At 63.5% G+C, this 18,510-nt stretch carries 15 protein-coding genes; 12 read left to right on the top strand and 3 right to left on the bottom strand.

Going from position 1 to position 18,510, the window contains the following annotated elements; translation table 11 throughout:
* Entirely contained in the window at positions 1 to 1,737 is a 1,737-nt protein-coding gene (gene argS / locus ACQKQA_RS16360) for an arginine--tRNA ligase (RefSeq protein ID WP_427559438.1), read from the bottom strand.
* Positions 1,738 to 1,928: 191 nt separating this feature from the next.
* Positions 1,929 to 4,148 carry a primosomal protein N' gene (locus tag ACQKQA_RS16355; RefSeq protein WP_427559436.1) on the bottom strand — a complete coding sequence of 740 codons (2,220 nt, stop codon included), beginning with the start codon at positions 4,146 to 4,148 and terminating at the stop codon, positions 1,929 to 1,931.
* 169 nt (positions 4,149 to 4,317) lie between these two features.
* Between ACQKQA_RS16355 and rpmE the strand changes: the two genes are divergently transcribed.
* The 3 genes from rpmE to ACQKQA_RS16340 all read left to right on the top strand — a co-directional run bounded on the left by rpmE (position 4,318) and on the right by ACQKQA_RS16340 (position 6,813).
* Complete coding sequence (gene rpmE, locus ACQKQA_RS16350) at positions 4,318 to 4,536, top strand: 50S ribosomal protein L31 (RefSeq protein ID WP_427559434.1); 219 nt, start codon at positions 4,318 to 4,320, stop codon at positions 4,534 to 4,536.
* Positions 4,537 to 4,577: 41 nt separating this feature from the next.
* Entirely contained in the window at positions 4,578 to 5,360 is a 783-nt protein-coding gene (locus ACQKQA_RS16345; protein WP_427559431.1) for a thermonuclease family protein, read from the top strand.
* Positions 5,361 to 5,544: 184 nt separating this feature from the next.
* Positions 5,545 to 6,813 (top strand): malic enzyme-like NAD(P)-binding protein, encoded by a 1,269-nt coding sequence (locus ACQKQA_RS16340; RefSeq protein WP_427559429.1) that lies wholly within the window; start codon positions 5,545 to 5,547, stop codon positions 6,811 to 6,813.
* A 122-nt stretch (positions 6,814 to 6,935) separates the two neighbouring features.
* Here ACQKQA_RS16340 and ACQKQA_RS16335 read toward each other — a convergent pair whose 3' ends face one another.
* Positions 6,936 to 9,371, bottom strand: a complete 2,436-nt coding sequence (locus ACQKQA_RS16335) for a penicillin-binding protein 1A (protein WP_427559523.1) — start codon at positions 9,369 to 9,371, stop codon at positions 6,936 to 6,938.
* Between the two features lie 216 nt (positions 9,372 to 9,587).
* Here ACQKQA_RS16335 and ACQKQA_RS16330 point away from each other — a divergent pair, with 216 nt between their 5' ends.
* From ACQKQA_RS16330 to ACQKQA_RS16290, 9 genes are all read left to right on the top strand, one after another.
* The gene (locus tag ACQKQA_RS16330; protein WP_427559427.1) at positions 9,588 to 10,640 is read left to right on the top strand and encodes a pilus assembly protein PilM; all 1,053 of its coding nucleotides are present in this window, start codon (positions 9,588 to 9,590) and stop codon (positions 10,638 to 10,640) included.
* A complete protein-coding gene (locus ACQKQA_RS16325) occupies positions 10,640 to 11,206 on the top strand; it encodes a PilN domain-containing protein (protein WP_427559424.1) in 567 nt (188 codons plus the stop codon). The genes ACQKQA_RS16330 and ACQKQA_RS16325 overlap by 1 nt, the downstream gene beginning before the upstream one ends.
* Positions 11,203 to 11,820 carry a type 4a pilus biogenesis protein PilO gene (locus ACQKQA_RS16320; protein ID WP_427559422.1) on the top strand — a complete coding sequence of 206 codons (618 nt, stop codon included), beginning with the start codon at positions 11,203 to 11,205 and terminating at the stop codon, positions 11,818 to 11,820. Before ACQKQA_RS16325 ends, ACQKQA_RS16320 begins: the two co-directional genes overlap by 4 nt.
* The gene (locus ACQKQA_RS16315) at positions 11,817 to 12,344 is read left to right on the top strand and encodes a pilus assembly protein PilP (protein ID WP_427559419.1); all 528 of its coding nucleotides are present in this window, start codon (positions 11,817 to 11,819) and stop codon (positions 12,342 to 12,344) included. The genes ACQKQA_RS16320 and ACQKQA_RS16315 overlap by 4 nt, the downstream gene beginning before the upstream one ends.
* A gap of 13 nt (positions 12,345 to 12,357) precedes the next feature.
* Entirely contained in the window at positions 12,358 to 14,424 is a 2,067-nt protein-coding gene (gene pilQ, locus ACQKQA_RS16310) for a type IV pilus secretin PilQ (RefSeq protein ID WP_427559417.1), read from the top strand.
* Positions 14,425 to 14,428: 4 nt separating this feature from the next.
* Complete coding sequence (gene aroK / locus ACQKQA_RS16305; protein WP_044460777.1) at positions 14,429 to 14,947, top strand: shikimate kinase AroK; 519 nt, start codon at positions 14,429 to 14,431, stop codon at positions 14,945 to 14,947.
* 148 nt (positions 14,948 to 15,095) lie between these two features.
* Positions 15,096 to 16,196 (top strand): 3-dehydroquinate synthase, encoded by a 1,101-nt coding sequence (gene aroB, locus ACQKQA_RS16300; protein ID WP_427559414.1) that lies wholly within the window; start codon positions 15,096 to 15,098, stop codon positions 16,194 to 16,196.
* Between the two features lie 10 nt (positions 16,197 to 16,206).
* The gene (locus ACQKQA_RS16295; RefSeq protein ID WP_427559411.1) at positions 16,207 to 17,805 is read left to right on the top strand and encodes an SPOR domain-containing protein; all 1,599 of its coding nucleotides are present in this window, start codon (positions 16,207 to 16,209) and stop codon (positions 17,803 to 17,805) included.
* A 349-nt stretch (positions 17,806 to 18,154) separates the two neighbouring features.
* A partial coding sequence (locus tag ACQKQA_RS16290; protein WP_427559409.1) for a hypothetical protein occupies positions 18,155 to 18,510 on the top strand: 356 nt, incomplete at its 3' end.

The following is an 18,510-nucleotide window of genomic DNA, read 5'->3' as shown; positions in this document are numbered from 1 at the left end:
TTACATGTGCTCCAGGACTTTCAGGCCCAGCAATTCCAGGCCCTGCTTGAGGGTACGACGGGTCAGCTCGGTGAGGCGCAAGCGGCTCTGCATCTGCGTCGGCGATTCGGCACTGAGGATCGGGCAGTTTTCATAGAAGCTGGAGAACAGCCCGGCCACGTCGTACAGGTAGGTGCACAGGGTGTGCGGCGTGCCCTTGTCGGCCACGTTGTTCAGCACTTCGCCAAACTGCGCCAGCTTGGCCGCCAGTTCCAGTTCCTGGGCGGCTTGCAGGCTGATCTGGCCCTGTACTTCGCTGAAGTCCTTGCCCAGCTTGCGGAACACACCGGCGGCGCGGGTGTAGGCGTACAGCAGGTAAGGCGCGGTGTTGCCTTCGAAATTCAGCATCAGGTCGAAGTTGAAGCTGTAGTCGCTGGTGCGATGCTTGGACAGGTCGGCGTATTTCACCGAGTCGATGCCCACTACCTTGGCGATGGTGCGCAGGTCGGCCTCGGCCAGCTCCGGGTTCTTTTCCTTGACCAGGCTGTAGGCGCGCTCTTCGGCTTCGGTCAGCAGGTCGATCAGCTTCACGGTGCCGCCGTCACGGGTCTTGAACGGACGGCCGTCGGCGCCGTTCATGGTGCCGAAGCCCATGTGCTCCATGTCCATCGGATGGGTGATGAAGCCGGCTTTGCGGGCTACGGCGAACACCTGCTGGAAGTGCAAGGCCTGGCGCTGGTCGACGAAATACAGCGCGCGGTCGGCCTTGAGCTGGCCGCTGCGGTAGCGCACGGCGGCCAGGTCGGTGGTGGCGTACAGGTAGCCACCATCGGCCTTGACGATGATCACCGGCAGCGGCTCGCCTTCGGCGTTCTTGAACTCGTCGAGGAACACGCACTGGGCGCCGTTGCTCTCCACCAGCATGCCTTGGGCCTTGAGGTCGTTGACCACGTTGATCAGGTCGTCGTTGTAGGCGCTTTCGCCCTTCACGTCGGCCATGGTCAGCTTGACGTTCAGCAGCTCATAGATTTTCTGGCAGTGGGACAGGGAGATGTCCTTGAACTTGGTCCACAGCTCCAGGCAATCCGCGTCGCCGGCCTGCAGCTTGACCACCAGGCCACGGGCACGGTCGGCGAACTCTTCGGACTCGTCGAAGCGCTGTTTGGCGGCGCGGTAGAAGTTTTCCAGGTCCGACAGCTCGTCGCTGGTGATCGGGTTTTCCTGCAGGTAGGCCATCAGCATGCCGAACTGGGTGCCCCAGTCGCCCACGTGGTTCTGGCGGATCACTTCGTCGCCGAGGAACTCCAGGACCCGCGCCACGCCGTCGCCGATGATGGTCGAGCGCAGGTGGCCGACGTGCATTTCCTTGGCCAGGTTCGGCGCCGACAGGTCGACCACGGTGCGCTGCAGCGCGCCGGCCTTGCGCACGCCGAGGCGGGCGTCGGCCAGGGCGGCGTCCAGGCGGTTGGCCAGGGCCTGGGTGTTCTGGAAGAAGTTGATGAAGCCGGGGCCGGCGATCTCGGCCTTGCTGACCTGCTCGTCGGCGGGCAGGGCGGCGATGATTTTTTCCGCCAGGTCCCGTGGCTTCATGCCGGCCGGCTTGGCCAGCATCATGGCGATGTTGCTGGCGAAGTCGCCGTGGGTCTTGTCGCGGGAGTTTTCTACCTGGATCGCCGGCGTCAGGCCTTCTGGCAACACACCTTCGGTGACGAGTTGGGTGATGGCTTGCTGGATGAGCTGGCGAATGGTGTCTTTCATGGTCTTCTCTTTCGACCGCTGGCGCGGCGGCGCTTCGATGCGCAGGTGGAAAAACTGGGCATTATCCGTTGCGAAGACGGGCTTGCCAACTATAGCGGGCCGTTGGTGGATATGCGGTGGCTATTCGGGCCTTATCGCGGGCCAGCCTCGCCTCTGCGCAAACCGGCCTGCTCGCGGTGGCGGTTTTTCTATCAATACAGGTCCACAGGGTCAACATCCAGCGACCAGCGTACCTGGCGCCCGCTGGGCATCTGTTCCAGGGCCAGCAGCCAGTGGCTCAGCAGTTTGTGCAGCGGCGCCCGGGCGTTGGCCTGCAACAGCAGTTGCGCGCGGTAGCGCCCGGCGCGGCGCTCCATGGGGGCTGGTACCGGCCCCAGCAGCTCGATACCGCCCAGGTTCATTTGTGCCAGCCGCCGCTCGGCTTCGCTGCAGGCCTCGTCGAGGAAGCCTTCGGCCTGGCCCGGCTTGTGCGCCTCGGCGCGCAGCAGGGCCAGGTGGGCGAACGGTGGCAGGCCGGCGGCGCGGCGTTCGCTCAAGGCCTGTTCGGCAAAGGCGAAATACCCCTGTTCGGTCAGCTGCACCAGCAGCGGATGGTCGGCCAGGTGCGTCTGGATGATCACCTTGCCTGGCTCTTCGGCCCGTCCGGCCCGGCCGGCGACCTGGACGATCAACTGCGCCATGCGCTCGCTGGCGCGGAAGTCGCCGGAGAACAGGCCGCCGTCGGCATCGAGGATCGACACCAGGGTCACCCGGGGGAAATGGTGGCCCTTGGCGAGCATCTGGGTACCCACCAGGATGCAGGGCTGACCCTTCTGGATGGTGGCGAACAGCTGGTTCATCGCGTCCTTGCGCGAGGTGCTGTCGCGGTCGACCCGCAGCACCGGGTAATCCGGGAACAGGATCGCCAGCCGCTCTTCGGCGCGCTCGGTGCCCGCGCCGACCGGGCGCAGGTCGACCTTGCCGCATTGCGGGCAATTGCGCGGTACGCGTTCGGAGTGGCCGCAATGGTGGCAGCGCAGTTCGCCGTAGCGCTGGTGCACGGTCATCCGTGCGTCGCAGCGTTCGCACTCGGACATCCAGCCGCAGTCATGGCACAGCAGGGTCGGCGCGAAACCCCGGCGATTGAGGAACACCAGCACCTGCTGGCCCGCTGCCAGGGTCTGGCCGATGGCTTGCTGCATGGGGCCGGAAATGCCGCTGTCCAGCGGCCGGCTCTTCACGTCCAGGCGCAGGAAGCGCGGCTGCTTGGCGCCGCCGGCCCGTTCGTTCAGGCGCAGCAGGCCGTAACGGCCGGTGTGGGCGTTGTGCAGGCTTTCCAGCGACGGGGTGGCGGAGCCCAGCACAATGGGGATGTTTTCCTGGCGGGCGCGGACCAGGGCCAGGTCGCGGGCGTGGTAGCGCAGGCCTTCCTGCTGTTTATAGGAGCCGTCGTGCTCTTCGTCGATGATGATCAGCCCGGGGTTCTTCATCGGCGTGAACAGCGCCGAGCGGGTGCCGATAATAATGTCGGCCTCGCCGTCCCGCGCCGCCAGCCAGGCGTCCAGGCGCTCGCGGTCGTTGACGGCCGAGTGCAGCAGGGCGATGCGCGCGTTGAAGCGCTGCTCGAAGCGCGCCAGGGTCTGCGGGCCGAGGTTGATTTCCGGGATCAGCACCAGGGCCTGCTTGCCGGCCTCCAGGGTTTCGCGGATCAGTTGCAGGTAGACCTCGGTCTTGCCGCTGCCGGTGACCCCGGCCAGCAGGAACGCGTGGTAACTGTCGAAGCCTGCGCGAATGGCCTCGTAAGCCGCGCGCTGTTCGCCGTTGAGCGGCAATTCCGGCTGGGCCAGCCAGTGTTCGTGGCGTTCGACGGCGGTGTGCCGGCGCACCTCTATCCGGACCAGGTCCTTGGCCAGCAGCAGGTCGAGGCTGTCCTTGCTCAGCATCAGCTTGCTCAGCAATGGATGGGCGACGCCGTGAGGGTGCTGGGCCAGGGTCGCCAGGGCTTCACGCTGGCGCGGGGCGCGGGCGATGCGCGGGTCGTCGAGGCTGGCGCCGGGGCTGACCGACCAGAAGCGTTCCTGGCGCACTTCGGCCGGCTCGCCCTGGCGCAGCAGCACCGGGAGCGCCCAGCTCAAGGTGTCGCCGAGGCTGTGCTGGTAGTACTGCGCGGTCCACAGGCACAGCTTGAACAGCGTGGGCGGCAGCGGCGGGGCGGCGTCCAGCAGGGCCAGCGCCGGCTTGAGCTTGTCGGCCGGCACTTCGCTGCTGTCCGTGACCTCGACCAGGATGCCGATCATCTCCCGGCGGCCGAACGGGACCCGCAGGCGCATGCCCGGATGCAGCTGGTTACGCCGCACACCGGCCGGGGCCCGGTAGTCGAACAGGCGGCGCAGGGGCGAGGGCAGGGCGAGGCGCAGAATGGCGTTGGGCACGCGGGGAAGTCTCATCGAACGGGCGGCAAAGAAGGCCGGGAGCCTAGCAGACGGTCGGAGTGAGGGACAGCTTGCGTGATCGCCAAGGTCTGGTAGAATCCGCGCCCTAATTACGTGCGGTATTCAACAATAGTGTTGGGTGGCGGCACGCTAGCCTGAGGAAGACACCATGAAAGCCGATATCCATCCAGAATACCCAGTCGTTGCCGTAACTTGCAGCTGCGGCAACAAGTTCGAAACTCGTTCGACCTTCGCTAAGCCGCTGGCGATCGACGTTTGCAACGAATGCCACCCGTTCTACACCGGTAAGCAGAAGACTCTGGACACCGGTGGTCGCGTTCAGAAGTTCGCCGACCGTTTCGGTGCTTTCGGCGCGAAAAAGGCCTAAGGCTGATCGGTCTGGAAAGCTGCTACAGCTTTTCCTCGCTGATGAAAAAGGCGTCCCTTGCGGGCGCCTTTTTTATGTCCGCGATTTGGCTCTCCAGCGCCCAGGCGTTCTGCCCGGCGCCTGACGGGCTGGCCTTCGCGCAGGTGCAGCGGGTGGTGGATGGCGACACCTTGCGCCTTGCCGATGGTCGCAGCGTGCGCATGATCGGCCTCAATGCGCCGGAGCTGGGCAAGAAAGGCCGCGCGGACGAACCCTTCGCGGTCGCCGCCCGCCAGCGGCTGCAGGCGCTGGTGAAGGCCAGCGACGGCCGGGTCGGCCTGCGCCTTGGTCGGGAAGGCCAGGATCGCTATGGGCGGACCCTGGCCCATGTCTATGGCGCCGATGGCGCCAACCTCGAAGCGCAATTGCTGGCCGAAGGCCTGGGTTACCAGGTGGCGGTCGCGCCGAACGTCGATTTGTTGAGTTGCCAGCAGGCCGCCGAGCGCAGTGCGCGCCAGGCCCGGCTGGGCTTGTGGCGGCAATCCTCTGTTCTGAAAGCGGATCAGATCAAGGCGTCCGGCTTCGCCCTGCTCAGCGGTCGGGTGAGCAAGGTGCAACGCAATCGTGGCGGTGTCTGGATCGAATTGCAGGACTCGGTTGTATTGCGCATTGCACCCAATCTGCTCGGCCAATTCGATGCCGCGTTGCTGGAGCGCCTGCCGGGGCGGCAGATCGAGGCACGCGGCTGGGTGCTCGACCGATCGCGCAAGGGCGGTTTGAAATCGGGTCAGGCGCGCTGGATGTTGCCGCTGACCCATCCGGGAATGTTCGAACTGGTTCAATGAATAAAAAATTGTAGACATTTTTTATTTGGATTGTGAACAGTCTACCCCTTGTGTTCCGCGGCTCTTGGCCCAAAGTCGTAGGCTAGGGGCCTTGACAGGGGTGACCGGTCAGTCTTGTGGGGACTTTGCGACGCGAGTATCCTCGGCGGTCCGTCTGTCCAACAGTAAAAGCGGAATTGCCCACATGTCTGATTTGAAAACTGCCGCTCTCGAATATCACGCCAATCCCCGTCCAGGGAAACTGAGTGTCGAGCTCACCAAGGCCACCGCTACCGCCCGCGACCTGTCGCTGGCCTACAGCCCCGGCGTAGCCGAACCAGTACGCGAAATCGCCCGCGATCCTGAGCTGGCCTACAAGTACACCGGCAAGGGCAACCTGGTTGCAGTCATTTCCGATGGCACCGCGATTCTCGGCCTGGGTAACCTCGGCCCACTGGCCTCCAAGCCGGTCATGGAAGGCAAGGGCGTGCTGTTCAAGCGCTTCGCCGGCATCGACGTATTCGACATCGAAGTCGATTCCGAAAGCCCGCAAGCCTTCATCGACACCGTCAAGCGCATCTCCATCACCTTCGGTGGCATCAACCTGGAAGACATCAAGGCACCAGAGTGCTTCGAGATCGAGCGCGCCCTGATCGAACAGTGCGACATCCCGGTATTCCACGATGACCAGCATGGCACCGCGATCGTGACCGCAGCCGGCATGATCAACGCCCTGGAAATCGCCGGCAAGACCCTGTCGGAAGCCAAGATCGTCTGCCTGGGCGCCGGCGCCGCCGCTATCTCCTGCATGAAACTGCTGGTGAGCATGGGCGCCAAGATCGAAAACATCTTCATGGTCGACCGTACCGGCGTGATCCACTCCGAGCGTGACGACCTGAACCAGTACAAGGCGGTCTTCGCCCACGCCACCGACAAGCGCACCCTGGCCGACGCCCTGAAAGGCGCCGACGTGTTCGTCGGTCTGTCCGGACCGAACCTGCTGAGCGCCGAAGGCCTGAGCTCCATGGCCGCGAACCCGATCGTGTTCGCCTGCTCGAACCCCGATCCGGAAATCGCCCCGGAACTGGCCCACGCCACCCGTGACGACGTGATCATGGCCACCGGCCGTTCGGACTACCCGAACCAGGTCAACAACGTACTGGGCTTCCCGTTCATCTTCCGTGGTGCCCTGGACGTTCGCGCCAAGCGCATCAACGAGGAAATGAAGATCGCCGCAGCCAACGCCCTGAAGGACCTGGCCAAGCTGCCAGTGCCGAAGGAAGTGTGCGCAGCCTATGGCGTCGACTCCCTGGAGTTCGGTCGTGAGTACATCATTCCGAAGCCGATGGATGCTCGTCTGATCACCGTGGTATCCGATGCCGTGGCCAAGGCCGCGATCGAGACCGGTGTGGCGACCCTGCCGTATCCGAAGAACTACCCGCTGAAAAGCGTGGATGACGTGTTCAACGGCTAACAGCAGCCCATAAAAAAACCCGGCCTTCGAGCCGGGTTTTTTTATGGGGAGGTTTCAGGCCTCAAGCCGCAAGAGAAAGCCAGTGTTGCTCTTTCCTGCAGCTTGAGGCTTGTAGCTGCGCTTTAGAACAGATCGATCGGCGCCGCCTCATCCGCCGGCAGCGGGCTGCCAGGCGCATAGCCATTACCCAGTTCGTTGACCGAAGGCGGCGTGTCTTCGCTCTTGAACAGCTCGAAGTAGGCATTCGGCGTGCCCGGCGTCGCGGCGCGGCCGCTGACCGGGTCCACCCGCAGGCTGAGGATGCCTTCCGGCTCGGCCTGGGTATGGGCCGGCTTGTCCTTGAGGGCGGCGCCCATGTAGCTCATCCAGATCGGCAGGGCCACGGTGCCGCCGTATTCCCGACGGCCCAGGCTTTCCGGCTGGTCGAAACCGGTCCAGACCGTGGTCACGTAGTCGGCGTTGTAGCCGGAGAACCAGGCGTCCTTGGATTCGTTGGTGGTACCGGTCTTGCCGGCCAGGTCGCTGCGGCCCAGGGCCAGGGCGCGTCGCCCGGTGCCGAGCTTGATCACGTCCTCCAGCATGCTGTTGAGGATGTAAGTGGTGCGGCCGTCGATGATGCGCTCGGCCGCCACAGGCGCCCGCACAGGGACCTGGCCCGGGGTTTCGCCGGCGACGCTGTTCACCGTGAAGCCCTGGGGTTCCGGCGCGGCGATCCCGCTGCTGGCCAGGTCGCCCACCGGGACGCTCGGCGGGTTGGCGGTGAACAGGGTTTCGCCGTTGCGGCTCTCGATCTTGTCGATGATGTACGGCGTGACCTTGTAGCCGCCGTTGGCGAACACGCTCCAGCCGGTGGCGATTTCCATCGGCGTCAGGGTCGCGGTGCCCAGGGCCAGGGACAGGTTGCGCGGCAGGTCCTGCTTGTTGAAGCCGAACTTGCTGATGTAGTCGATGGTGCGGTCCACGCCCAGGCTTTGCAGGAGGCGGATCGAAACCAGGTTGCGCGACTTGTACAGCGCCTCGCGCATGCGGATCGGGCCGAGGAAGGTATTGGTGTCGTTTTTCGGGCGCCAGACCTTGTCCAGGTACTCGTCGACGAACACGATCGGTGCATCGTTCACCAGGCTGGCGGCGGTGTAGCCATTATCCAGTGCCGCGCTATAGATGAACGGCTTGAAGCTGGAACCCGGCTGGCGCTTGGCCTGCATCGCCCGGTTGTAGTTGCTCTGCTCGAAGGCGAAGCCGCCCACCAGCGAGCGGATGGCGCCGTTTTGCGGGTCGAGGGACACCAGCGCGCCCTGGACGACCGGGATCTGCCGGAACTTGAGCGAGTTGTCCGCCTGGCGCTGCACGCGAATCAGGTCGCCGACCTGAGCGACATCGCTCGGCTGCTTGGGCGCGGCGCCCATGCTGTTGGTGTTCAGGAACGGCCGCGCCCATTTCATGCTGTCCCAGCCGACGTGCTCGGCGCCGGTGCGGGTCAGCACCTGCAGGCCATTCTTGTCGACCTGGGTGACGATCGCCGGCTCCAGGCCGCTGATAGTGCGTTGCTTGGTCAGCTCGGTGGCCCAGGCGGCGTGGGTCTTGCCCGGCAGGCGCGATTCGGGGCCGCGGTAGCCGTGGCGCTGGTCGTAGATGATCAGGCCTTCATGGATGGCGTTATTGGCCATTTCCTGCAGGTTGCTGGGCACCGTGGTGGTGACGCGGAAACCTTCGGTATAGGCGTCGCTGCCATAACGGCCGACCATCTCGGCGCGGGCCATTTCGGCGACGTAAGGCGCGTTCACTTCCGGTGTCGGCACGTGGTAGCTGGCGTTCAGCGGCTCGGCGATGGCGGCCTGGTAATCGGTCTCGCTGATCTTGCCGAGCTTGTACATGCGCCCAAGGATCCAGTCGCGGCGCTCCTTGCTGCGCGCCGGGTTGGCCAGCGGGTTGAACCGCGAGGGGGCCTTGGGCAGGCCGGCGATCATGGCCATCTGCGCCAGGCTGACGTCGCGGATCGACTTGCCGTAATACACCTGCGCCGCGGCCTCGATGCCGTAGGCGCGGTTACCCAGGTAGATCTTGTTGACGTACAGCTCGAGGATCTCGTCCTTGGTCAGCTGGCGCTCGATCTGCAGGGCCAAGAGGATCTCGGTGGTCTTGCGCGAGAAGCTGCGTTCGCTGCTCAGGAAGAAGTTCTTCGCCACCTGCATGGTGATGGTGCTGCCGCCGGACTGGATGTGTCCGCTCTTGACCAACTGGGTCGCGGCACGCATCAGGCTGCTGGGATCGACGCCGTAGTGGTTGGCGAAATTGTCGTCTTCAGCACTTAGTAACGCATTGATGAAGTTGGGGGGAATGTCGGCGAAACGGATCGGAGTGCGGCGCATTTCGCCATATTCTGCGATCAACTTGCCGTCGCTGCTGTACACCCGCAGGGGAATCTGCAACTGGATACTTCTGAGCGCCTCTACCGACGGCAGGCCAGGACTAAGATAGAGAAACGCGCCGGAGAGAGCGAGGAGCAGCCCGCAGAACACAGCGACGATGGACCACCCGAAAAACTTCAGCAGACGAATCAAGGCTTTTGGATTTCCAGAGAAAGGAATGAATTAGGCGTCAGGGCATTTGCGTTCAGGGAGCGGCCCGCGCTGCAGATAAAAGCGGAAAAATCGCCGGGCATTATAAGCACTTTTCCGCCGAGAGCGTCATTTGCGCATCTGTCAAGACGTGGCGATTGAACGCAATGGACATTACAGAGTCCGTAAGTCACGGATAGTCATAGGGAATTGGTAGTGCTAGGACTCTTCAGTAAAAAGGCGAGTTCCCTTCTCGGGATCGATATCAGTTCCACCTCGGTCAAGCTTCTCGAATTGAGCCGTGCCGGCGACTGTTTCCGGGTCGAGGCCTATGGGGTGGAACCGTTGCCGGCCAACGCCGTGGTCGAAAAGAACATCGTCGAGCCCGAGGGGGTGGGGCAGGCCCTGTCCCGCCTGCTGGCCAGGACCCGGCCGGGGGTGAAGAACGCGGCACTGGCGATGGCCGGTTCGGCGGTGATCAGCAAGGTCATCGAGATGGAGGCCGGGTTGTCCGACGACGACCGGGAAAGCCAGCTCAAGGTCGACGCCGACCAGTACATTCCCTATCCCCTGGACGAGGCGGCCATCGATTTCGACGTCCTCGGCTATTCGCCCCGCAACCCCGAGCGCGTCGAGGTACTGTTGGCGGCCTGCCGCAGGGAACACATTGAGATTCGCGAGGCGGCACTCGAACTTGCGGGGTTGACGCCTCGGGTGGTGGACCTGGAGGTCTGCGCGCTGGAGCGTTCGTTCGCCCAGGCCGCTGGCCCGACGCTTTCAGGGACCGTGGCGCTGCTCGACATCGGCGCCACTCTAACCACCCTGAGCATCATGCAGGCCGGGCAGGTCATCTATTCCCGCGAGCAATTGTTTGGTGGGCAACAACTGACCGAGCACATCCAGCGTCGTTACGGGCTGTCGCAAGAGGAGGCCGACCTGGCGAAAAAACAGGGTGGCCTGCCGGACGACTATCTCGGCGAGGTGCTGCAACCTTTCCAGGAGGCGGTGGTGCAGCAGGTGGCGCGGTCGCTGCAGTTTTTCCAGGCCTCCAGCCTGCAGCGCCAGCTCGATTCCATTCTGTTGGCGGGCGGCAGCGCCTCCGTTCCGGGGCTTGCCCCCTTGATCGAGCAGCGCCTGGGCCTGCCGGTACTGCTGGCCAACCCCTTTGCGGGCATGAGCATCGGCGGCAAGTTCGACGCCGCGGCGCTGGCCAGTGATGCGCCGGCCTTGATGATTGCCTGTGGGCTGGCCTTGCGGAGTTTCGACTGATGGCGCGGATCAATCTTCTTCCCTGGCGCGAAGAGCGGCGCGAGCGCCGGCGGCGTCGTTTCCTGTTGGGGGTGGCGGCAGCTGCGGCGCTGGCGCTGGGGGCGGTGCTGGCGGGCGACCGGATCATCGATCGGGCGATTGACAGACAGCTGGCGCGCAACAATCACGTGGGGGCCCAGATCACCTTGCTGGACCAGAGGATTGCCAAGATCGGCGAGCTGAAGCTGCATCGCGAGCAGTTGGTGGAGCGGATGAAGATCATCCAGGACCTGCAGGGTAATCGTTCCACCAGTGCCCGAGTCTTTGACCAGTTGGTCCGGACCCTGCCGGACGGGGTGTATTTCACCGATGTCAGGATGAGCGGACAGACCCTCTCGATTACCGGGGCAGCTGAGTCGAACCACCGGGTTTCGGACCTGATGCGCAACCTGGACGCTTCCGACTGGTTCGATACGCCAAGCCTGACCGAGGTCAAGGCCGCCGGGGCGGACGGCGTCGAGCAGGTCAATGTGTTCCAGCTGACCGTCCATCAGACCCGGCCCGCTGTGGGCGAGGATGGGCAATGAGTCTGTCTGGCGGGTGGGGGCAAGTGCGCCGGATCGATCTCGGCGAGCTGGACATGCACAACATGGGGGCGTGGCCGGCGCTGGTCAAAGGCGTGGTCGCGGCAGCGGTGATGCTGCTGGTGCTGGCCCTTGGCTACAACCTTTACCTCAAGGACCAGCTGCTGCAACTCGACGAGCGCCGGGCGGATGAGGCGGTGCTGAAACAGCAGTTCGCCAGCAAGGCGCGCCAGGTGGCCAATCTGGGGCCCTACAACGAACAGATGAAGGCCATGGAGACGGCCTTTGATCTGATGCTGCGCCAGTTGCCGAGCGATACCGAGGTGCCGGGCCTGCTCGAGGACATCAGTCGCACCGGGCTTGGCAGCGGGCTGGAGTTCGAAGAGATCAAGCTGCTGCCGGAGGTGGTCCGGCCGTTTTACGTCGAGTTGCCGATCCAGATCACGGTCACGGGCGGCTATCACGAGCTGGCGACCTTCGTCAGCGGCGTGGCCGGCTTGCCGCGCATCGTCACCCTGCATGATTTCCAGATCAAACCGGTCACGCCGCAGGCTGGCTCGAAGCTGCGCATGAACATTCTGGCCAGGACCTACCGCTACAAGGTGCCACGTCCATGAAGCGTATTCACGGCTTGATGCTGGTGCTGATCGCCGTCGGGCTGGCCGGTTGTGGCGGCGATGACGACTTCAGCGACCTGGATGCCTATATGAATGAGGCGCGGTCGCGGCCGCCGGGTGAGATTGAACCAATGCCGGTATTCGGGTCTTACCCAACATTCATCTACGACGCTTCACCCCTGCGCAGCCCGTTTCAGCCCGCGGTCCGGGTGGATCTGGCGGGCCGCCGAATGGGGGCGCCCGGGGTCAGGCCGGACCCGAACCGCAGCAAGGCGTTTCTCGAGGGTTTCAGCATCGAGCAGTTCGAGATGGTGGGCACTCTTTCCAATGCGTCCGGCGTCTTTGCGCTGTTGCGCGGCGCCGGTGGCGTGCATCGGCTGAAGGTCGGCGACTACCTGGGGCGTAACGAAGGGCGGATCGTCGCGATCAGCGAATCACAGGTCGAGGTGGTCGAGATCGTTCCCGATGGAGCGGGAGCATGGCTGGAGCGACCGCGGACCCTTCCATTAAAAGAGCATTCATAGTGGAACTCGCATCATGAACAGGATCTTTGCAGCCTTCGGCATTGCGCTATGGATGGCGCTGCTTTCGCCGATGGCCATGGCGGCCAACCTCAAGGCCCTGGATGTCGCGGCGTTGCCGGGGGATCGTCTGGAGCTGAAGCTGAGCTTCGACGGGCCAGTGCCCGAACCGCGTGGCTACACCACCGACCAGCCGGCGCGGATCGCCCTCGATTTGCCGGGTGTGGTCAGCCAGCTGGCGAGCAAGAGCCGCGACCTGGGGAACGGCAACGCCCGTAGCGTGACGGTGGTCGAGTCGGGGCAACGCACCCGGGTGGTGGTCAGCCTGACGACGTTGGCGCCCTACAGCACCCGGATCGCGGGTAATCAGCTGTTTGTGGTGATCGGTCAGGGAGCGACGGCGGAGCAGCATGCCGCGGGATTCTCTGCAGCAGCGCTCGGCCGGGCCAAGGTTGCCGCGGGCCGGTCGATTCGCAGCGTGGATTTCCAGCGTGGAGAGCAGGGCGAGGGCAATGTGCTGATCGACCTCTCCGATTCGGGAATGAGCCCAGATATACAGGAACGCGACGGCAAGCTCGTCCTCATGTTTGCCAAGGCCCGCCTGCCGGAACCCCTGCGGGTCAGGCTGGACGTCAAGGATTTCGCCACGCCCGTGCAGTTCGTCAGTGCCCGGGCGGAGTCCGGCAAGGCCATTGTCACCATCGAGCCCGGTGGCACCTTCGATTACTCGACCTACCAGACAGACAACAAGCTGACGGTGAGCGTCAGGCCGATGACTTCAGGCGACCTGCAGAAACGTAATGCTGAGCGCTCGGTCTACAACGGCGAAAAACTCTCGCTGAACTTCCAGGACATCGAGGTCCGCTCGGTGCTGCAACTGATTGCCGACTTCACCAACCTCAACCTGGTGGCCAGCGACACGGTGCAGGGCGGCATCACCCTGCGCCTGCAGAATGTGCCGTGGGACCAGGCTCTGGACCTGGTACTCAAGACCAAGGGGCTGGACAAGCGCAAGGTCGGCAATGTGCTGCTGGTGGCGCCGGCCGATGAGATCGCCGCCCGCGAACGCCAGGAGCTGGAATCGCAGAAACAGATAGCCGACCTGGAGCCGCTGCGTCGCGAACTGCTGCAAGTCAACTACGCCAAGGCCACGGAAATCGCCAAATTGTTCCAGTCGGTCACCCGGGCCGAGGACAAGTCCGACGAGCGTGGCTCGATCACGGTCGATGAGCGGACCAACAACATCATTGCCTACCAGACCCGGGAACGCCTGGACGAGCTGCGCAGGATCGTCAGCCAGCTGGATATCCCGGTGCGCCAGGTGATGATCGAGGCGCGCATCGTCGAGGCGAACGTCGACTACGACAAAAGCCTGGGCGTGCGCTGGGGCGGTTCGCTCCAGAACCAGGGCAACTGGAACGCCTCGGGGGTCAGCAACGGCGCCAACGGCTCTTCCACCATAGGCACGCCGGGCAGCACCAGCAGCAACTCACCCTTCGTCGACCTGGGCGCCACTGCCAATACTTCCGGCCTGGGGATCGCCTTCATCACCGACAACGTGTTGCTGGACCTTGAGCTGACGGCCATGGAAAAGACCGGCAACGGGGAAATCGTCTCCCAGCCCAAGGTCGTTACCTCCGACAAGGAGACGGCGAAGATCCTCAAGGGCACGGAAATTCCCTACCAGGAAGCCGCTTCCAGCGGGGCGACATCGGTGTCTTTCAAGGAGGCGTCGCTGTCGCTGGAGGTGACGCCGCAGATCACTCCGGATAACCGCATCATCATGGAGGTCAAGGTCACCAAGGATGAGCCGGATTACCTGAACAAGGTCCAGGATGTGCCGCCGATCAAGAAGAACGAGGTCAACGCCAAGGTACTGGTCAACGACGGAGAAACCATCGTCATCGGCGGGGTTTTCTCCAATACCCAAAGCAAGGTTGTAGATAAGGTGCCATTTCTTGGCGATGTGCCGTATCTTGGCCGCCTTTTCCGGCGTGACGTGGTGTCGGAGAAAAAATCCGAGCTGCTGGTATTTCTCACTCCGCGTATCATGAACAACCAGGCGATTGCTGTGAGTCGTTGATTCTGTGCGAAATTTGATTCTTGTTGGGCCAATGGGGGCTGGAAAGAGCACCATTGGTCGCTTGCTGGCCAAAGAGCTGCGCCTGCCATTCAAAGATTCCGATAAGGAAATTGAGTTGCGCACGGGCGCCAATATCCCGTGGATCTTCGATAAGGAAGGCGAGCCGGGCTTTCGTGATCGCGAGCAGGCCATGATCGCCGAGCTGTGCGCTGCCGACGGCGTGGTTCTGGCGACCGGCGGCGGCGCGGTGATGCGCGAGGCCAATCGCCTGGCGCTGCATGCCGGCGGCCGGGTGGTCTATCTGCATGCCTCGGTCGAACAGCAGGTCGGCCGTACGGCGCGGGATCGCAACCGGCCGCTGCTGCGCACCGCCGATCCGGCGAAAACCCTGCGCGACCTGTTGGCGATCCGTGACCCGCTCTACCGGGAAATCGCCGATCTGGTGGTCGAAACCGATGAACGGCCACCGCGCCTGGTGGTGCTGGACATACTGGACCGCCTGCAGCAACTGCCTCCCCGTTAATGCCCGGCGGGAAATGCGCTATCCTCGGCGCCTTGTCGTAATCGTCTGGAGGTGTGGCGCATGGCTATTGCGCAGCGTCAGAAAACCAGGCGATGCCCGTCGTTGATGCAGGGCAGGACACCAGCTTCCATCTTCACTGTGGGGACACATGCAGACACTTAAGGTCGATCTAGGCGAGCGCAGCTACCCGATTCATATTGGCGAAGGTTTGTTGGACCGGCCCGAGTTGCTGGCGCCGCACATCGCCGGGCGGCAAGTGGCGATCGTTTCCAATGAAACCGTAGCGCCGCTGTACCTTGAGCGTCTGAAACGCAGCCTTGCGCAGTTCTCGGTGATCTCGGTGGTCTTGCCCGACGGCGAAGCGTTCAAGAACTGGGAAACCCTGCAGCTTATTTTCGACGGCCTGCTGACTGCGCGGCACGACCGTCGCACCACGATCATCGCCCTCGGCGGCGGTGTGATTGGCGACATGGCCGGTTTTGCCGCGGCCTGCTACCAGCGCGGCGTCGATTTCATCCAGATTCCTACCACCTTGCTGTCCCAGGTCGATTCGTCAGTGGGGGGCAAGACCGGTATCAACCATCCGCTGGGCAAGAACATGGTCGGCGCCTTCTATCAGCCGAACGTGGTCCTGATCGATACCGCCTCGCTCAACAGCCTGCCGGCTCGCGAGCTGTCGGCGGGCCTGGCGGAAGTCATCAAGTACGGCTTGATCTGCGACGAGCCTTTCCTTACCTGGCTCGAAGCCAACGTCGACCGCCTGCGCGCCCTGGACCAGCAGGCGCTGACCTATGCCATCGAACGCTCCTGCGCGGCCAAGGCGGCCGTGGTCGGCGCCGACGAGCGTGAGTCCGGCGTGCGAGCCACCCTCAACCTGGGGCACACCTTCGGCCACGCCATCGAAACCCATATGGGCTACGGTGTCTGGTTGCACGGTGAGGCGGTCGCTGCTGGCACCGTAATGGCCCTGGAAATGTCCGCGCGCCTCGGCTGGATCACCACCGAGGAGCGTGACCGCGGTATTCGCCTGTTCCAGCGCGCGGGCTTGCCGGTCATTCCGCCCGAGGAAATGACCGAAGCGGATTTTCTCGAACACATGGCAATTGACAAAAAAGTGATCGATGGTCGTTTGCGTCTGGTGCTATTGCGCCGCATGGGCGAAGCCGTAGTGACCGACGATTATCCGAAAGAGGTTTTACAGGCCACGCTGGGCGCGGATTACCGCGCCCTGGCTCAGCTTAAAGGTTAATAAGATTCCCATGACTAGTTTGCATGCCGACGAGGCTTTCCTCGGCCATTATCAGTTGAGCCACGACCCTTTCGCTCCACGGGTGCCGGGCTTCAAGTTCTTTCCCGCCCAGCGCAAGCCTGTGCTGGGTCAGTTGCACCATCTGGCGCGCTACAGCCAGCTGCTGCTGGTCGTGACCGGCCCGCAGGGCAGCGGTAAGACGTTGCTGCGCCAGGCGCTGGTGGCCAGCACCAACAAGCAGTCGGTGCAGAGCGTGGTGGTTTCCGCCCGCGGCGCCGGTGACGCGGCGGGCGTGCTGCGGCAGGTGGCCCAGGCGCTGAACGTCGAACAGGCCGAGATCGGCCCGATCTTGGCGCAAGTGGTGCAACTGGCGCTGACCGGCCAGGAAGTCTATCTGCTGGTGGATGACGCCGAGCAGCTCGACGAGTCCGCCCTCGAAGCGCTGCTGGCGCTCGCCGCCGGCGCGCCGGAAGGGCGTCCGCATGTGTTCCTGTTCGGCGAGTCGTCGCTGATTGCCGGCCTGGAGCAGTTGAGCGAGGAAGAGGAACGCTTCCATGTCATCGAACTGCAGCCTTACACCGAAGAAGAAACCCGCGAATACCTGGCGCAGCGTCTCGAAGGCGCAGGGCGGGGGATCGAACTTTTTTCCGCGGATCAGATCAGTGATATTCACGAAGGCTCCGATGGCTGGCCTGGCAACATCAACCAGGTCGCCCGGGATGCAATGATCGAAGCCATGATTGCTAGCCGCTCAGCGGTCAAGCGTCCAAGTATGGGGTTCAATATGCCGAAGAAACACGTATTGGCGATATCAGCAGTGGTCGTGGTGGCCGTTGCCGCTGCCTGGCTGATGCCGGGTCGCAGCAAGGCGCCAAACACCGCCGGTGCGCCTGCGAACGAACAGGCTCAGTTGCCGCTGGGGCAGGCACCGAAGGGGAATGGCAGCCCGGCTGTCGAGTTCGCCGGTTCCTCCCAGCCGATGCCGCTGCCATTGGTCGGCCAGTCGCAGCCGGTCATGCGCGGTCCGCTGGCTGAAGCCGCCGGTGGTATCACCGAGGGCGACGATGGCGTTCCGGTGGAAGGCTCCAGCGCCACGCCGCCGACCGTGACCACCATTGCGCCGCCCGCAGGTGTGCCGGCCGGCCCGGCGCCGACTCCTGAGGTGCGTCCGACCCCGGCCCCGACCCAGGTCGCTGCCGCCAAGCCGGCGCCTGTGGTCAAGCCGGCTCCAGCTCCAGTCAGCAAGCCGGCGGCTCCAGCCGCCAAGCCAGTGGAGAAACCCGCCGAGAAGCCTGTCACCGTCGCCAAGGCCGCTGCCACCGGCGGTAGCTGGTACGCCGGTCAGGCGCCAGGCAACTATGTCGTGCAAATCCTGGGCACCAGTTCTGAAGCCACTGCTCAGAACTTCGTCAAGGAGCAGGGCGCTCAGTACCGTTATTTCAAGAAAGTCCTCAACGGCAAACCGCTGTATGTGATCACTTACGGCAGCTTCACCAGCCGTGATGCAGCCGTTACCGCTATCAAGGCCTTGCCAGCGAAGGTTCAGGCTGGTAAACCTTGGCCTCGCACTGTCGCCAGCGTCCAACAGGAACTGGCAGCAACTCGCTGAAGATTCGGCGGCCTTACCCAGGCCGCCTCTCCCAGCACCTCAAAAATCCGCATCCGCATGCTGCCTTCAGGGCCGCGTGCGTTGTGGTGTCTGCGTCACAGTAGCTTTTGAGTCGTCGCGGTCCGAACTAAAAAAAGTTTTGACTAGCACGGAATATCGCTTTAAACCTTTCATAAATGCGACATGAATTTGCGACATTTCGTCGTCAAATTTGTGGGCGTCTGTGTCGGTGTGTACAATGACCTCCCTTTTGCCCCCACAAAGCTGGCGTACGTTCAGCGTGGATAGCAACTGGTTGAATTGAAAAGAAATTTGTCTCGATAAGAGGCAGCCTGGTGAGAAAGTGTCTATGAAAGCAGGTCTGTACCAACCAGATGAATTCAAGGATAACTGCGGTTTCGGTTTGATAGCCCATATGCAGGGCGAACCCAGTCATACCCTATTGCAAACGGCCATCGAGGCCCTGACCTGCATGACCCACCGCGGTGGGATCAACGCGGACGGCAAGACCGGCGACGGTTGCGGTCTGCTGATTCAAAAACCTGATGCGTTCCTGCGCGCCATTGCCCAGGAAACCTTCAGCGTCGAAATGCCCAAGCAATACGCCGTGGCCGGCGATGGCCGCGAAACCAGCGTCACCGCCACCCGCCGCGGCAAGCACGATACCGGCCAGCAGGGCGGCCATCATCGGCACCTGCATGCGCT

It is taken from the genome of Pseudomonas sp. NPDC089530 (assembly GCF_050280705.1).
Lineage (GTDB): Bacteria > Pseudomonadota > Gammaproteobacteria > Pseudomonadales > Pseudomonadaceae > Aquipseudomonas.
This window is presented reverse-complemented; position numbering and strand designations above follow the sequence as displayed.

Excerpts from the sequence above, each read along its gene's own strand:
- argS (WP_427559438.1), bottom strand. The coding sequence starts at position 1,737 with ATGAAAGACACCATTCGCCAGCTCATCCAGCAAGCCATCACCCAACTC.
- rpmE (WP_427559434.1), top strand. The coding sequence starts at position 4,318 with ATGAAAGCCGATATCCATCCAGAATACCCAGTCGTTGCCGTAACTTGC.
- ACQKQA_RS16345 (WP_427559431.1), top strand. The coding sequence starts at position 4,578 with ATGAAAAAGGCGTCCCTTGCGGGCGCCTTTTTTATGTCCGCGATTTGG.
- ACQKQA_RS16340 (WP_427559429.1), top strand. The coding sequence starts at position 5,545 with ATGTCTGATTTGAAAACTGCCGCTCTCGAATATCACGCCAATCCCCGT.
- ACQKQA_RS16325 (WP_427559424.1), top strand. The coding sequence starts at position 10,640 with ATGGCGCGGATCAATCTTCTTCCCTGGCGCGAAGAGCGGCGCGAGCGC.
- ACQKQA_RS16320 (WP_427559422.1), top strand. The coding sequence starts at position 11,203 with ATGAGTCTGTCTGGCGGGTGGGGGCAAGTGCGCCGGATCGATCTCGGC.
- ACQKQA_RS16315 (WP_427559419.1), top strand. The coding sequence starts at position 11,817 with ATGAAGCGTATTCACGGCTTGATGCTGGTGCTGATCGCCGTCGGGCTG.
- pilQ (WP_427559417.1), top strand. The coding sequence starts at position 12,358 with ATGAACAGGATCTTTGCAGCCTTCGGCATTGCGCTATGGATGGCGCTG.
- aroB (WP_427559414.1), top strand. The coding sequence starts at position 15,096 with ATGCAGACACTTAAGGTCGATCTAGGCGAGCGCAGCTACCCGATTCAT.
- ACQKQA_RS16295 (WP_427559411.1), top strand. The coding sequence starts at position 16,207 with ATGACTAGTTTGCATGCCGACGAGGCTTTCCTCGGCCATTATCAGTTG.